Origin of the sequence: Persicobacter sp. CCB-QB2 (assembly GCF_001274635.1) — a bacterium.
GTDB classification, from domain to species: Bacteria; Bacteroidota; Bacteroidia; order Cytophagales; family Cyclobacteriaceae; genus Persicobacter; species Persicobacter diffluens.
Genome location: NZ_LBGV01000001.1, coordinates 3,116,306 through 3,131,935, shown reverse-complemented (window position 1 = coordinate 3,131,935; position 15,630 = coordinate 3,116,306). Strand labels below are relative to the sequence as shown.

Here is a 15,630-nt window from a genome sequence, read left to right as displayed (position 1 = left end):
GTTATTTATATATAATTTTTCTTTTGTCTAATATAACGGTCTACTTTCAAAAGTGCTTTGTTCAATTTTGATTTAGCCCTTTTCTCTAATGTAGGGTAAAAACCCTGAAAGGTGAAATTATCGACTATATTTTGTCGATTATCCCTTGTTATTCTACACCTTCTAGTTGGTGTTCTTTCAGGTACTGGTCAATGAGAATGGGTTTCGGAATCCCCATGGTTTCTTCTATTGGGAAATTTTGGGATTGAAAAGCTTCTTTGACCTGCTGGAAAGCAGCCTGATTTTTAGTGGAAATCTCAAAAAAACGCACAAAGAGCTGTTGATGTGTCAAAACATGCTTGTATTGTTGACTTATTTGTCCCAACAGAAATTTTCCCCCATTAAAATTAGGCGTATTTTCTAATAAATCATCAAAATCAACTATGGCTTCCTTGCCTTCTATCAGGGGGAAATCATATAAACCCGCCCATATTCCTTTAGTGTCGCGTTTTTTCATGAGCACTTCTCCCTCATGTTTAATGATAAGGTAGTGCAAATACCTTTTTTTTACTTTGACTTTTTTTGTTTTCACCGGAAGCTCTTCCTGCTTATTGTGCTCAAAAGCATAGCAGCCTGCCTGTAGCGGGCAATACATGCAATTGGGCTTTTTGGGAGTGCAAACCATCGCCCCCATTTCCATGGTGGCCTGATTAAATAAGTCAGGACGATCGCTGGGAATCAGACTTTGGGCCTTTGCAAAAAATATTTTTTGCCCCTTTGGCGAGGCGATATCATCCCAAATGCCGAAAAATCGGCTCAACAGCCGGTAAACATTTCCATCTACACAGGCTACTTTTTCGCCAAAAGCGAAAGAGGCAATGGCGGCAGCAGTATAAGGCCCAATTCCCGGAAGTTTTTTTAAATCTTCAAATTTTTTGGGAAAATGCCCTCCATGTTCTGCTACGACCGTTTTTGCGCATTTGTGGAGGTTTCGCGCTCTGGAATAATAGCCTAATCCCTGCCAAAGCCGTAAAATTGATTCTTCATTTGCTTCGGCAAGTGATTGTATATTAGGGTGTTCTGTTGTAAATTGCTCGTAATAAGGTCGTCCCTGTTCTACACGCGTTTGCTGTAAGATAATTTCCGATAGCCATATGCGATAGGGGTCATGGGTTTCTCGCCAGGGGAGTTGGCGGTGATTCTTTTCATACCAGCTAACGATTTTATTTACAAAGTCTTGCATCGAGATTTTATTTTTTTAAATGGATCGGTCAAGTCGCGAAAACAGGGATAATTTTTACGCAATTTGTTTTTTAATTAAATACCGACCGTTATTTTTGTGAGCCCAAAAATAATTGGTTGATAGAATTTTACGAATTAATTTTTAAAACTTAAATAATAGCAAAGTGACTAAGGCAGACGTAATTTCTCAGATCGCTGAGCAAACCGGGATTGATAAGGCTGACGTTCAAGAGACTGTTGAAGCTTTCTTCCAAGTAGTGAAGAACTCAATGGCTAATGGCGAAAACATTTACGTTCGTGGTTTTGGAAGTTTCGTAAACAAGAAAAGAGCTCGTAAAGTAGCACGTAACATTTCTCAGAACACGGCTATCGTAATCGATGAGCATTATGTTCCAGCGTTCAAACCTTCTAAGGTTTTCGTTGAGAAGGTAAAAGCTAGCGTAAAAGATAGCGAATAATTTGTTCTGAAAGATTTAGGCGTTTTTACCCAACGATATGAGCCGATCCCGTTTAACCTTAATTGCCTCTACCCTTATCCTGACGTTTGCTATTTATAGCTTGCCCAGGGTGTTGAAAAAATCCGGTGAACCTGTTTCCTCTAAAGAAGAACAGCCAACCGAAAATGTAGCGAATGCTGATCGCCATGAAGGGCATGATCATAGTGATCATGAAGGACATGACCATTCGCATGATCACGCTCATAATATGGAAGGGGCAGAAGAGCTACACGCTGTGATAGTTTCTTTGAAAGAAAAATGGGAGAATTCGGAAATGTTAGAAAAAAAACATATATTTGCGGATTCATTGGCAGGCGTGTATAAGCGCCTAAATCAATTTGACAGCGCTGCATTTTTTGCAGAATTGTCATTACCTGATGAACCTTCAGCTTTAAAGTTGAAATCGGTTGGGGAATATTGTTACGAGGCTTTTCAGTTTGCGCCAAGCAGAGCTGCAGCTGCGGACTGGGGAGAAAAAACTCGTAATTATTTGGCAGCGTATTTGAAAGAGAATCCTGGTGATTTGACTTCAAAAACGCATTTGGCGATGACTTACGTATCAACAGATCAGCCGATGACGGCGATCATGGAGCTGCGTGAGGTATTGGCACAGGACCCTGATCAAGCCGACGCTTTATTTGCAATGGGCATGCTTTCGGTGCAATCCGGGCAGTATGACAAGGCCAGTGAGCGTTTTAAGCATTTAACTGAGGTTGATCCTCAGCATTTGCAGGCTCATTTCTATTTAGGATTGAGCTATTTTGAATTAGGAAAAAAGTCCAAGGCCAAGTCAGCGTTTGAATGGGTGGTTGCCAACAGTAACGATCCGGTGGTTCAAGCTACGGCGGGTGATTATTTGGAACAGCTTCAATAAAATTATTTTATAACTAAACACTCTTATAATTATGCCTTGCGGTAAAAAAAGAAAGAGACATAAGATTTCTACTCACAAGAGAAAAAAGCGTCTAAGAAAAAATAGACACAAGAAGAAGTAGTCTTATAACGATGTTTTCGTAGGCTGGACGGTGAAATACTGTTCAGCCTTCGTTTGTTTTGCTGCTACGGACATCTTTCACTTAAATTAATTAAGATTTTGAGTAACGAATTAATCATTAATGGAACTCAAAATGGATGTCGGTTAGCCCTTTTGAAAGACAAGCGCTTGCTGGAATTCCATACGGAGGACAGTGGGAATCAATTCAATGTTGGCGACATCTATTTAGGTACGGTTAAGAAAATCGCACCAGGCATGAATGCCGCATTTGTGGACATAGGTTATGAGAAAGATGCATTTTTGCATTATCTAGATCTTGGTCCGCAGGTTCGATCTTTGAACAAATACACCAAACAAGCCCAAAATAAGAGAAATAACAACTTCCGCCTTAATGGCTTCAAAAGTGAAGAAGATATTAACAAATTGGGCAAGATCAACCAGGTACTGGCCAAAGGTCAGCAAATACTGGTACAGGTGGTGAAAGAGCCGATTTCTACCAAAGGTCCCCGATTGTCTTGCGAACTCTCTATAGCAGGTCGTTATATCGTTCTGGTCCCTTTTTCAAATGCAGTCCATGTTTCGAAGAAGGTCACCAGTAAAGAAGAACGTAAGCGACTGATTCGGTTGTTGAATTCCATCCGTCCGGAGAACTTCGGTATCATTGTACGTACCGTCGCAGAAGGAAAGGATGTTGCAGAGCTGGATCGAGACCTGCGAAACTTGCTTGACAAGTGGGAAAAAGGCATTAAAGCGCTAAAAACTGCCAAGCCACGAGACAAAGTGATTGGTGAAATGGGAAGAGCCTCATCCATATTGAGAGATATGCTCAATGAATCCTTTGATCAGATTGTTTCTGATGACGAGGAGGTATTTGAAGAGGTACAAAATTACATCAGGTCCATCGCCCCTGATAAAGAGAAAATTGTCAAACATTATACGGGTAAAGCCAAGATATTTGAGAATTTCGGCGTGGAAAAGCAGCTTAAGTCGCTCTTCGGTCAGTCCGTCAGCCTAAGAAATGGCGGTTACCTGATCATTGAACACACCGAGGCCATGCACGTCATTGACGTCAACAGCGGAAATAAATCCAATGCTGAGGCCGACCAGGAGACCACCGCATTGAAGGTGAACCTGGAAGCTGCGAACGAAGTCGCACGGCAATTGCGACTGCGTGATATGGGTGGTATTGTCATCATTGACTTCATCGATATGCGTTTGCCCGAGAATAAACGGGTATTATATGAGCGCATGAAAGAGGAGATGAAAGATGATCGCTCGAAATTTACCATATTGCCTTTGACGAAATTCGGCCTGATGCAGATTACACGTCAGCGTGTGCGTCCGGAGTTGAATATTCAGACAAAAGAGGTTTGCCCGACTTGCAACGGCAGCGGTACAATTACCGCATCAATCGTAGTAGCAGACCAAATTGAGGAAAACATCGATTATATCCTTACAAAACAAAATGAAAAACATTTGACCGTTGCACTACATCCATACCTCCATGCCTATTTCACCGCAGGCTTTTTATCGCGGCGAATGAATTGGTTTTTAAAATACTGGAGATGGGTGAACCTTGAAAAAGATTCATCTCTTGGCTTAACCGAGTTTGTGTTAAGAACCAAAGATGGCGAAGAAATTGAAATTAAGTAGTGAGAAGCTCCTCGGAAGAGGAGCTTTTTTTATGTATGTTTCTTACTTTTACTTGTAAATATCCTACAATAGTAATGACTCGTACAATTTTTTTGATTTTATTTTCCATTACTTCCTCGCTGGTTTTCGCTCAAAGTAATGGTGTTAAGTTTGATGTATTTGCTGGAGGAAATGCTTCGTGGCTCTCATCAAATGATTTGGTGGTATCCGAATATGGCCCACATTTTCAATCTTTATTTATAGGTAGAGTAATAGGTTCAGGGCTTTCTATTGATCTAAGTGACCAATTGGTCTTCAGGTGTGAATTTACTAATAATTTAGCCGGCGGTTTTTTTTACAAAAGAAAGACCTATGCAAGATCAGGGGAAGGTGTAAACTATTTGGGTTTGCGTAGTGAATCATCAATAGTAAAGTTTTCGAATGTTTATGCGCAGCTACCTGTTTTATTGATGATGCCAGTTTAGAGTAATTCAGTTAATATGGCGAAACCGGCGAATAAAGAAAGGGTAATGTTAGGTTTGGGGCTGACCCTTAATTTACTGATGTCTGAAAGCTTTGAAGGTATTGGTACAAGGCAATTAATCTTTGGTGAGGAAAATATTCTCAAAATGAGTAAGCAATTTATGGGAGTTCTTTTCGATGTTCGATATGAAAATATCAGGAGGAGTCGGGTGGGCATGTTTTTCCGAATTCAATACGGCCTTAAATCTATTTTTAATACCAATAAATTACCCTTGGATTTGTTTGAGGATGCAAACATGGGAAATATTTCTGTTGGAATGACCGTATTAGTCCTATAGATTAGATTGAATTACATTTTCAATCTTGTTATAAGGCTCCCCAATCCGGTCTCATGGGTTGAAATCTGTTTATTTCCTCTTTTGGGATGAATATTTATAATAATCTTTTTAAGGGGTTGTTTTTGTTTGTGTAAAAGATGTTGAATATCAGTCAATCAAGGCTAGTAAAGATTTCAAGGGTTTTAATTGAGTCTATTTGTGATAAAAAATGATACCTAGAGGTGGTGATTGCATAAAGTTTATATATTTTTAAACTAAAGTAATCTACCCCTATGAAGACTCCTTATTTAAGCCTCCTTTTCCTGCCGCTGTTTTTTTTAGCATGCGCTCCACAAGAAGAGCCAGCGGTTCAATTGCAATTGCCATATGGTGATAACTATGAAATCCTTTCTTATCATGAAAACGGAATGATGCATGAATTCAGGGAGTTTAATCCTCTAGATTCCAGTCAGACCGTTCAGTTTATTGGTTATTATCCGAATGGGCAGATTCAACAATTGAGAAAATATCGACTTTCCGCTCAATCAGGGACAGTTGGTTCACTGATAGTGGATCAATATTGGGATGATGATAATCGCTTGGAAAAAGTCGAATATTATGATCCCTCAGGGAATATCATCCTTAGAAAAAATTGGGAAAAAGGGCATTTGCAAGAACAAGAAGTCCGATATGGGGATAGTCTGAAGGTTGAAATAAATTATGGCCCAAGTGGTGATATTGTATGCTTTCAGAGGGATTTACAAAGGGGGTTGCAGTATGGGTTTACCAAGTCCGAAGATACTTTAGTGGTGGAAGTGTCAAATTCAAAGAGCGTGCTACACACAGTTTCGTTCCCTTACAGTAGGAGGGCCTTAGGTAGCAGTCTGATTGGTCCGATGCTATTGCCCATCGGAAATTTATTTTGTGAGAAGGATAATAGTCCTCACACTGTGGTGAAACAGCAAAACGGCCCTTTTAGCCATAGTCAGCGAATTCCAAAGCAGATAATGAGTGAACTAAAAATTAATTCTTCCGCTGGACAAGTCCCGGACTGGAGCAGCATCGGATTGCCGGATGATCAGGATATGAATCAAATTATTAATGACCTTTGGTATGCTAATATCGTTGAAACTGTAGGATTTGAGACCCCATATCGGGAAGTGTTTGTAGGATACTATGGCCTGACGAGCCAGCGTTATTTTCTTTCGGGAGAAAAAATGGACGCCGCTATTGATCGGGTTAAGGCTCAGTTTCCTGGAGATCAATTGATGCAGAAATTATTGCTCGGGGAAAACTATGTAATGACGGAGGATATCGGGAAAAGATGGATAACGGTCGGAATTGTGGACCATTTACCGAAAGACCAGGATGAGCGGGCATTGCTATTGAAACTCGCTGAGCGGCATTTCTTGTATTTAATGGGACAGGGAGCTTCGGTTTCCGTAGAGGATCAGGCTTTATTGGACAGGGTGTATTTGGGGTTAAAAGTAATGAGCAGTGCATTTCCGGAGAAGATAATTTCCATTGAAGAGGCTCATCATTTTCAGGATTTATTTGCTCGGTTTGAAAAATCAGAAATGCAGGTGGTGGCGCAGGAAATATTTCAGGTGAATTAATCCGAATTATTCATTGTCAGCTTTATTGAGAAGAGAAAATGGGCTATTAACAAAGTGCTGTTGTTTTAATAGCCCAAATTTATGCAAGCTTGCTTTCTCCTCATTCATCTGTTTCGTTGGCAAAAATTCGAAATAGGAAAAATTCCTTCATTTTTTTCGCCTTACAGCTAAACGAGGATTTAAGTATGAATGATTCGGTTTAAAGCAGATTAAGGCTCCCAAATCAACCTTAAAAAAGTAGACAACCGCTGTCTTTCCCTGTTTACAGGTATTCCGGTCACAATACCGATCATCAAATCATCAGTGATGCCCAATCGCATTTGGGGGCGAATGGTCATATCAAAGTCATCATGTTCTACTTCTTTATTCAATTCCACGCCTAGGAAGTTCCGGGTGCCGGGAATCATATAGTGGAAGTTGGTATTGATTTGCCATTCGGTATGGATTTCATTTTCATGAAAAGGTTGTTCAATCACTGGCCCGGTGTAAATGAGGGTGTGAAAATTTTGCCCCCACCTCTTGGCTGCTACGAAAAAGGGGTTGAAAACATTTCCAGTGAAAAAGGATTCCTTTCCATAATTTTCGAAGGGTGTCATTTCAAATTCATGGATATAGCCAATGGCCAGGGAGGTTTTGGCTTTTTCGGAGACAAAGAAGGAATACTGGGCAGCCAGTTTCAGACTTTCCATTCTGTTGGCGGGCACTGCTTCCATTCCGTTGGGGTTGCCGGAATAGAAAGAAAAAGGAACTTCAATTTCCAGTCCAAGGCGGTTGATGGGCGCCCATTCGTATTCCACCAGCGCCTCTATCCGATCATAGTCTGTATTATCATTCAAACCGAAGCCTACGTTCCACTCCTTCTCCCCTTTTCGGGCTCCCAAATCACGGATCAAGTCAATGTATAGCGGTTCAGCATGGAGGACTTTAGCGGGTGTTTTGTCTTCGGTTTCTTCAATATAAAGGCTGTCCAGAAGGTACCGATCCTCACGAAGTTCTGTTTTTTGTGCATTCGAAATGAAAGGAATTAGCAAAAGTGCAAAAGCAGCAAGAGCAGTAAATTTGGTTTTCATGGAGTAGGTAAAGTATTTCAATTAATTCAAATGATTCAGAGCCAAAAAAAGTGTCTTTTCGCCATGAGTATTGAGCAGCGATAGCATTGGTCTTTACTATGGCTTCGCAGTACCGGGCAAGGCTTATTTATCCCTTTTTATTGCAGTCCTGATACATTCAGCAATAGTAGACTATTCCTGTTTTTTGCCTGAATTCTGAAAGGTGTAGCAGTCATCCGGCTGCATTTTCTGAAGGCGAATATGTAGGCATTTTTTTACAATTTCAATTTTAAGTGGCTAAAATGTACATGCACAAAAAAAACGCTGAACCGAAATTCAGCGCTTTTTAAAGGGGTTAATGAAGCTTATTTGTTGTAAGCCGCAATTCCTTTGTTCAGAAATTCTACAAAATTATTCACATTCAAATCATAAGCTTTTGGCTGAATCATCAGTTCGCCCTCGCTGTCCAATAGCAAATAAAATGGCTGTGCATTGTTATTGTATTTGGTGATCTGAAGGTCGGCATTTTGTTTACCGATGGTCTTTTTTACTTTGTTGTCATATTCAGAAGTGTACCAGTCTGCTTCCGGTAATTCTTTTTTATCATCTACATAAAGCGCCAGAATCACATAATCCTCACGTAAGATGTCCAATACCTTTGGGTCTGACCATACACGCTCTTCCATTTCACGGCAGTTCACACAACCATGGCCGGTGAAATCTACGAAGATTGGTTTGCCTAATGCTTTGGAAGCCTCTAAAGCTTCGTCCATGTCAAAGTATCCTTGCAAGCCATGTGGCAAGTGAAGGAAATCTGAGTATTTGGCTGGTTTGTCCAATACATTTCCGGATACTACTGCGGCATTGCCTGAACCTTCCAAATTGAAATCTTGGGTAGTTCTTGGAGGTAAGTAACCTGCCAATGCTTTCAATGGAGCACCCCACATTCCCGGAATCATATACACGACGAAGGTGAAAGTCAAAATCGCCATGATCATCTTTGGAACGGATACTTTTCCATCAGAAGGAGAATCGTGTGGCATTGAAATTTTGCCCAAGAAATAAAGGCCGATCATGAAGAAAATCACAATCCAGAAAGCCAGGTATACTTCCCGGTCTAAAAGTCCCCAATGGTAAGTTTGGTCGGCGATGGAAAGGAATTTCAAACCTAAAGCCAATTCCAGGAATCCCAATACAACTTTTACATTGTTCAGCCATCCACCGGATTGCGGAAGGCTTTTCAATAGCTTTGGAGAAGCGGCGAAAATGGTGAATGGTACTGCAAAAGCCAGAGAGAAGGCAAACATTCCCACCACTGGTTTCAGGATTTGTCCGCCAGCAGATTCTACCAGGATGGTACCGACAATGGGTCCCGTACAGGAGAAGGATACCAATACCAAGGTAAAAGCCATGAAGAAAATTCCAATCAATCCCTCTTTTTCCTCATTGGCTACTGATTTATTGACTAAAGCAGAAGGGATTACGATTTCGAAAAGACCCAGGAATGAAAGGGCAAAGATCATGAAAACGATGAAGAAGAATAAATTCGGCGCCCAGTGAGTAGCTAAGAAGTTGGCAAATTCCGGTCCCATCGTCGCGGCTACAATCGTTCCTGCCAGGGTATAAATCGCGATAATAGAGAAACCGTAAATTAATGCCTTCTGCAATCCGCCAGAAGTATCCTGTCCGCCTTTAGTGAAGAAAGAAACCGTCATTGGAATCATTGGAAATACACAAGGCGTCAATAAAGCGGCTAAACCGGCCAAGAATGCCAAAACGGCAAATCCCCAAAGGCTGGTGCTCTGGTCGCCTTGTCCTTCCGGAATTACAGAAACCTCTGTTTTTGCTTTTTCCGCTTTTTTAGCCACTGGCTTAAAGAACGCATTGAAATCAAATTCTTTATCGAAAGTAATACACTGCCCTCCTTCATCAGAACACACCTGATATTCTACCACCGCAGAGATGGATGGATTATCTTTTAGCAGCTTCACTTTTTGCTGAAACTCCCCTGTTTTCTTAAAATAGGTGTACTCTCCTTCCCAAAGGTCATCGTACTTTTTGGATGGATTGACCGGAACCAAATCTCCCACCAATTTATAAGAATCATTGGTGTTGAAATTGATTACTGTAACCATTGGTCCCAATTCCGGATCGAAATCGGAAGAGTACAGATACCAGTCGGTATCGATTTTTGCGGTAAAAGAAAGGGTAACTTCGTCTCCTGCTTTCGCTTCTTTATTGTCAACAGAAACTTCCCATTTGGCAGGGTCCAGAATATCAGCAAATGCAGTATTGATCATTGCCAACAGGGCAACCATCAACATGGCCATTAATTTTTTCATAAAAATGATGAAATATGAGGAGCATCAATGCTCCTGAAAATAAAATTTAGACATATAAATTAGTCACCCGGAAAGGGGTGATCAGCAAGGGCAATATGTCTAGGACCGGGGAGGCGGGGAAAGCTTGGCGTCTTTCAAAAATTGATATTGATCCATAAAAGGACTTTCCTCCTGCTGACAAAGCGGAAGTTCTCTACTGCTGAAGTGAAAGAATTTGAGGATGTGTTGATCCAAAGATTTTACAATCACGATTTCCTTGGTGCAGGTTTTATTGTCCTCAGTAGGCTGAGGTAAAAATGCGGTATAATCGCAGGTGTTGTCTCCGAATACGGAAGGATAACATTGCACCGTACCGACACGTGAGGTATTTTGATCACCCCATTGGACACAAAAACGAATATAGGGAGAGTTCACCGGAACGGCTCCGTAGGTGTAGGCAATGACCGCCACCAAAATTCCCAATATTTGAATTTGTCTTAACATGAATGCAAATATAACGGGAGGAAGTGGTTATCGGAAGTATTTAAATCAGATAAATGGCTGAGATTGTCTAAAATGAGACAGTATTTTCACTTTTGCTCATAAAAAAAGGCGAATCCGGAGAATCGCCTTTAGTCTTTTTCTTGTAACTGATTATTTATTCAAGTCGGCAAATTGCTGATGGAATTCCATGATGGTCTCAATTCCTTTCAGGTAATTCTCTACTCCATAGCTTTCATTGGGAGAGTGGATGGTATCTTCATCCAATCCAAAGCCGAGCATGATGGAATCCAAGCCTAATTCTTTTTTGAACAAAGCCACAATAGGAATAGATCCTCCTTCGCGCATCGGAATAGCCGGCTTACCCCATACTTTTTCAAAAGCATTGCTGGCTGCACGGAAGCCGATAGAATCCACTTTTGTTACCGATGCTTCACCACCGTGATGAGGTGTTACTTCCACTTTTACAGATGCCGGAGCAATGGCCTCAAAATGCTTTTTGAAAAGCTGGGTGATGGTCGCACTGTCCTGCCCCGGTACCAAACGCATCGAAATTTTAGCAAATGCTTTAGAAGGCAATACGGTTTTGGCTCCTTCGCCAGTATAGCCACCCCACATGCCGTTTACATCCAAAGATGGACGAATACCGGTACGCTCAATAGTGGTGTATCCCGCTTCACCGTCAACGGCATCCACGCCCAGGTCTTTTTGATAAGCCTCCAGGCTGAATGGTGCTGCATTCAAAGCGGCACGCTCCTCGGCAGAAACCTCTTCCACGCCATCATAGAATCCGGGTACGGTAATGCTACCGTTTTCATCTTTCAATGATGCTACCATTTGCGAAAGAACGATCAACGGATTGGCCACAGCACCTCCGTACATTCCTGAATGAAGGTCGCGATTAGGGCCGGTGACTTCAACTTCCACATAGCTCAAACCTCTCAGGCCGGAACAAATCGACGGGCAGTCCATGCTAAAGATTCCGGTATCGGAGATCAGGATCACATCTGCTTTCAGGCGTTCTTTGTTGGCTTTAACGAAATCGCCCAAATGTTTAGAGCCGATTTCCTCTTCCCCCTCAATCATGAACTTAAGGTTCACCGGCTGCTGGCCCAAATTATGCAAAGCCTCAAAGGCCTTCAGGTGCATATAGGCTTGGCCTTTGTCATCAGAGGAACCACGCGCGTAGATGCGATTGTTGCGAATTTCCGGCTCAAATGGCTCGGAATCCCATAATTCATATGGATCTGCCGGTTGCACATCGTAGTGGCCATATACCAATACGGTAGGCAATGCCGGATCAATGATCTTGTCGGCATAAACTACCGGGTGACCATTGGTTTCCACGATTTCAATATTTTCTGCTCCCGCTTCTGCGAAACGCTCTTTGATGAATTCCGCTGCTTTGCGCACATCACCAGCAAACTTGCTGTCTGCACTTACAGAGGGGATTCTTAACAAATCAAAAAGTTCGTTCAGGAAGCGTTCCTGATTTTCCTGAATATAGGAATTAGCACTCATAAGGGTCGAAATTTGAAATTCAATGTCTTATTTTCTCTTTGGCAAATTACTGAAATATTGTGGATATCTTTTGGCTTTTACACTTTTTAAGGCAGGCTTAATGCATTTTGGTGCCTTCCTCTGAGGTGTAGCTGAATGTTTTAGCCCTTGTATGCAGAAAGAATGACAGATAATTTGCAAATTTGTCTTTCTTGGAGCCTAATCTTCTTTTTAAGAAGGCCGGGCCGAATAGCAATATTTGAGTTTAACCGTAATAATGCCCCACCTGAGGGTAAAAATAACATCGATGAAAAATTGGCTAAAATATAGCATGTTGACCATCCTGGCGATCACTGCGCTAAGTGCTTGTAAGGATGATGACGAAACTCCGGATTATATTCCCAATCCATTTAGTTCCAGCAAAATTATTGATACTGCAGGCGTTGATCATCCTTATTATAATGGATCGATCCAAAATCCGACGGTAGCCAATATGGAGGAGATGAAGGATCGTGGGGTAGTATCGATCAGAGGTTCTTTGGTGTTCAGTGATTTTGATTATAGTAATGAGGATATCAAAACGCTTAATTTTCTGGACTCCATTACGGGTAACCTTTCCTTTATTGCGGACAGTACTTTGACCGAAATTGGTGGTTTTGAAAACTTGCTGTATATCGGCGGGAATTTGCTGATTGAGCGTAATTTTTTGGCGAAGGAAATTAATGGTTTTCCGAATTTAGGCTGGATAGAAGGGAATATCACCATTAAAAACAATGAGGTGATGAGTTCATTGGCCGGTCTTTCTACCTTGGAGACTTTCAAGGGGAATTTGAGAATTGGGGTAATGCCGGATTTACTTTCTTTGGAAGGCTTGAATAAAATTGACTCTGTATTAGAGTTATCCATAGAGGGCTTGGGCGTTCAAAACCTGAAAGGGCTGGAGAGTCTGGAGTATGTGGAATCCAATGTGATGATTTCTTCGAATCCTTTTTTAAAGTCATTTGAAGGCCTGGAGCGGATTAATACCTTGACCAGATTGGACATTGCTCAAAACGAAAGCCTGGTTTCACTGGATGGATTAGAGAATTTGGAAGTGGTAACGGGTGAGTTCCGTTTGTTGGCTAATGATGCACTGAACGATCTGACGAATCTGAAAAACTTAAATACCGTAGGAGGCCTGAATATTTCCTCTAACAATAGTTTGAGTAATCTGGATGGACTGGAGCAGGTGAATATTGCTTTACCAAACCGTCAGGGTGCATTACAAATTGATACGAACGCCTCCCTGGCTGTTTCCGGTATGTGTGGGATCAAGCATTTGGCGGAAGAGTCGGTAGCCAATGATTCCTTTATTTGGAATGTTAGCCTGGCCAATGGAGATCGCATTGCACCTGAGCAGGTGGCTGACCTGACTTGCCCATTGTAAAAAATACATTTTAACCCGAATTATTCACCGCTAAATTAATCGACCAAATGTAAGTGACTTAATTTTAGTTCGTTATAATTTATTTTCTTTAGTTTATAATAGCCCAAATTTGGGCAAGCTTGCTTTCTCCTCATTCATCTGTTTCGTTGGAAAAAACTCGAAATAGGAAACTATTCCTTCATTTTTTCCGCCTTACAGCTAAACGAGGATTTAAGCCTGAATAATCCGGGTTAAATAAAAAGACCGCCATTCTTCAGGAGTGGCGGTCTTTTTTTGCTGAGTGATCAGGCATTGACGGAGGAGTTGATTTTAGCCAGGTCAAAAGGCTTTAGAATCAACATGATCTTTTCCACTTGTTTATCAGGGGTGAAAATCGGACTGTAAATGGTTTCGATCAGGTATTTCTTATTATTGATTTCACAATTCTGCATGTATTCGTAGCTTTTTCCGCTTTGTAGGTGCTTCCAGAACTTTTCGTACTGATCCGGCCTGCTGGCCAAAGGGTTAAAGTCCCGGTCTCTTTTTCCATCATAATATCCTTCCGGATCATTAAAAAACCGGCAGAATTCCGAACTCACTTCTAGGTAGTTTCCATCATAATCAAAGGTGGCTGCGATGATGGCCTTATTCATGGTATTGAGCACGTCTTTGATCTCACGCTCCTTCGCCGCATTTTGAAGGGACAGCTCTTTGACTTTGGTGATATCATGCGCAAGGTTGAGGATTTTCACCACTTCCCCTTCTTTGTTTTTTACAGGAGTATAGTTTTCCTCCAAATAGAAAGTCCTTTCCCCTACTTGTACGACTCCCTCTTTCTTGATGGCCTCCCCTTTCCGTAATCTGTCCCAGAATTGCTGATAAGCTTCCGGTTGTTTGGCCAGTTCGTCAAATTCCCGGTGATTTTTACCGATCAGGGACTCTTTGGTGAACGCTTTGCCGAATAAAGTCAGAAACTGATCATTGACATAAGTGATTTTCCCATCAGTGGCGAACTCTGCCAGATAATTTGCATAATCAATGGCCAGGAGTACCCCTTCCATCTCTGCTTTTTGTTTATGCAGGCTTTCCTGAGTAGTGTTGATTTCTTCCAGTTGTTGCTCCAGCTCTTCCTTCTGCTCCTGGATTTCCTCTGTTCTTTTAAAAACTTCGGATTCCAGATTTGTCTTTAAAAGCTCCAGCTCACTTTGTCGCTTTTTCATCTCCTCCTGAGTGGCCATTAATTCTTCCGTATTCTGGCGCATTTCTTCCTCCTGAGCACGTAATTGCTCTGTTTGCAGTTGAGATTCTTCCAGTAGGAGAGCAGTTTTTTGATTCAGATTGAAGCTGCTGATGGAAGCGGCGAGCTGTTCGGATAGTTTATTTAAAAACTCCAATTCAAAGGCTTCGAACATTTGGAAGGAAGCCAGTTCCATGACTCCGTAGACTTCCTCATTGACCATCAGGGGAATGATATAAATATTCCGCGCCGTGGCGTCCCCAAGTCCGGAGGTAATTTTTGGATAGCCATTGGGAATATCTGTCATATAAATAGGAGCCATTTCCAGATAGGCCTGCCCTGCTAAGCCCTCCCCAATGGCAATTTTTTTATGGAGATACTTTTTCCTGTCATAGGCATAGCAGGCTTCCAGTACCAGGCAGGTTTCATTTTCTTCCTTTGCCACAGTATAGATCATGCCCTGATTGGCTTTAAGGTAATGGATAACCTCCTTGAGTACGATGTCCGCAATGTTCGTCTCAGAATTGGCCATTCGTAAAATGTCAGCAAACTTGGCCAGGCCGATATTCGTCCAGTTGCGTTGGTCCTCTATTTTTTCTTTTTCGGTAAAATGATCCTTCAGCTTGATTAGTGCACCATGAATTTCATCCCCTAAGGTGGAGTCTTCTAGTTTTACTTTCAGATTTCCTTGTGAAAATTCATCAATGATGTTTAATGCATTGTCTCGTCTTTTCTTTTGTTCCACAATCATTTCCGAATATTGCTGAAGCTCTTTTTTGAATATTCTTTTGAATAATTGATTTTTGATCTGAGATAATGATTTCACTTTTTGTTGAATGTTTGATGATCTTAATTGA

General features: G+C 41.5%; 13 protein-coding genes. 7 read left to right on the top strand and 6 right to left on the bottom strand.

Features of this window, described 5'->3' with window-relative positions:
• Positions 1-148: 148 nt before the first annotated feature.
• Positions 149-1,222: an A/G-specific adenine glycosylase gene (gene mutY, locus NG22_RS13805; RefSeq protein ID WP_053406261.1), complete on the bottom strand. Its 1,074-nt coding sequence runs from the start codon at positions 1,220-1,222 to the stop codon at positions 149-151.
• A 163-nt stretch (positions 1,223-1,385) separates the two neighbouring features.
• Here mutY and NG22_RS13800 point away from each other — a divergent pair, with 163 nt between their 5' ends.
• From NG22_RS13800 to NG22_RS13775, 6 genes are all read left to right on the top strand, one after another.
• Complete coding sequence (locus NG22_RS13800) at positions 1,386-1,679, top strand: HU family DNA-binding protein (RefSeq protein ID WP_053406260.1); 294 nt, start codon at positions 1,386-1,388, stop codon at positions 1,677-1,679.
• A gap of 37 nt (positions 1,680-1,716) precedes the next feature.
• Positions 1,717-2,592, top strand: a complete 876-nt coding sequence (locus NG22_RS13795) for a tetratricopeptide repeat protein (protein ID WP_053406259.1) — start codon at positions 1,717-1,719, stop codon at positions 2,590-2,592.
• Between the two features lie 219 nt (positions 2,593-2,811).
• Positions 2,812-4,365, top strand: a complete 1,554-nt coding sequence (locus tag NG22_RS13790) for an Rne/Rng family ribonuclease (protein WP_053406258.1) — start codon at positions 2,812-2,814, stop codon at positions 4,363-4,365.
• A gap of 74 nt (positions 4,366-4,439) precedes the next feature.
• A complete protein-coding gene (locus NG22_RS13785; protein ID WP_157601100.1) occupies positions 4,440-4,829 on the top strand; it encodes a hypothetical protein in 390 nt (129 codons plus the stop codon).
• A 15-nt stretch (positions 4,830-4,844) separates the two neighbouring features.
• Entirely contained in the window at positions 4,845-5,165 is a 321-nt protein-coding gene (locus NG22_RS13780) for a hypothetical protein (protein ID WP_053406256.1), read from the top strand.
• Positions 5,166-5,437: 272 nt separating this feature from the next.
• On the top strand, positions 5,438-6,760 hold the full coding sequence (locus NG22_RS13775; RefSeq protein ID WP_053406255.1) for a hypothetical protein: 1,323 nt from the start codon (positions 5,438-5,440) through the stop codon (positions 6,758-6,760).
• Positions 6,761-6,969: 209 nt separating this feature from the next.
• Here the strand turns inward: NG22_RS13775 and NG22_RS13770 are convergent, their stop codons facing one another.
• The 4 genes from NG22_RS13770 to NG22_RS13755 form a co-directional block, all read right to left on the bottom strand.
• The gene (locus NG22_RS13770) at positions 6,970-7,830 is read right to left on the bottom strand and encodes an HAEPLYID family protein (RefSeq protein WP_053406254.1); all 861 of its coding nucleotides are present in this window, start codon (positions 7,828-7,830) and stop codon (positions 6,970-6,972) included.
• 344 nt (positions 7,831-8,174) lie between these two features.
• Complete coding sequence (locus NG22_RS13765; protein WP_053406253.1) at positions 8,175-10,151, bottom strand: cytochrome c biogenesis protein CcdA; 1,977 nt, start codon at positions 10,149-10,151, stop codon at positions 8,175-8,177.
• A gap of 99 nt (positions 10,152-10,250) precedes the next feature.
• Positions 10,251-10,634: a hypothetical protein gene (locus NG22_RS13760; RefSeq protein ID WP_053406252.1), complete on the bottom strand. Its 384-nt coding sequence runs from the start codon at positions 10,632-10,634 to the stop codon at positions 10,251-10,253.
• Between the two features lie 150 nt (positions 10,635-10,784).
• On the bottom strand, positions 10,785-12,152 hold the full coding sequence (locus NG22_RS13755) for a dipeptidase (protein WP_053406251.1): 1,368 nt from the start codon (positions 12,150-12,152) through the stop codon (positions 10,785-10,787).
• Between the two features lie 286 nt (positions 12,153-12,438).
• Here NG22_RS13755 and NG22_RS13750 point away from each other — a divergent pair, with 286 nt between their 5' ends.
• Positions 12,439-13,557 carry a hypothetical protein gene (locus NG22_RS13750; RefSeq protein ID WP_157601098.1) on the top strand — a complete coding sequence of 373 codons (1,119 nt, stop codon included), beginning with the start codon at positions 12,439-12,441 and terminating at the stop codon, positions 13,555-13,557.
• A gap of 284 nt (positions 13,558-13,841) precedes the next feature.
• On the opposite strand, the gene NG22_RS13745 is transcribed toward NG22_RS13750, so the two are convergent.
• A complete protein-coding gene (locus NG22_RS13745; protein WP_157601096.1) occupies positions 13,842-15,599 on the bottom strand; it encodes a PAS domain-containing protein in 1,758 nt (585 codons plus the stop codon).
• Between the last annotated feature and the right edge of the window lie 31 nt (positions 15,600-15,630).

Bases quoted from the DNA above. Each gene is read 5' to 3' on its own strand.
- mutY (WP_053406261.1), bottom strand. From the start codon at position 1,222: ATGCAAGACTTTGTAAATAAAATCGTTAGCTGGTATGAAAAGAATCAC.
- NG22_RS13795 (WP_053406259.1), top strand. From the start codon at position 1,717: ATGAGCCGATCCCGTTTAACCTTAATTGCCTCTACCCTTATCCTGACG.
- NG22_RS13785 (WP_157601100.1), top strand. From the start codon at position 4,440: ATGACTCGTACAATTTTTTTGATTTTATTTTCCATTACTTCCTCGCTG.
- NG22_RS13780 (WP_053406256.1), top strand. From the start codon at position 4,845: ATGGCGAAACCGGCGAATAAAGAAAGGGTAATGTTAGGTTTGGGGCTG.
- NG22_RS13775 (WP_053406255.1), top strand. From the start codon at position 5,438: ATGAAGACTCCTTATTTAAGCCTCCTTTTCCTGCCGCTGTTTTTTTTA.
- NG22_RS13770 (WP_053406254.1), bottom strand. From the start codon at position 7,830: ATGAAAACCAAATTTACTGCTCTTGCTGCTTTTGCACTTTTGCTAATT.
- NG22_RS13765 (WP_053406253.1), bottom strand. From the start codon at position 10,151: ATGAAAAAATTAATGGCCATGTTGATGGTTGCCCTGTTGGCAATGATC.
- NG22_RS13760 (WP_053406252.1), bottom strand. From the start codon at position 10,634: ATGTTAAGACAAATTCAAATATTGGGAATTTTGGTGGCGGTCATTGCC.
- NG22_RS13755 (WP_053406251.1), bottom strand. From the start codon at position 12,152: ATGAGTGCTAATTCCTATATTCAGGAAAATCAGGAACGCTTCCTGAAC.
- NG22_RS13750 (WP_157601098.1), top strand. From the start codon at position 12,439: ATGAAAAATTGGCTAAAATATAGCATGTTGACCATCCTGGCGATCACT.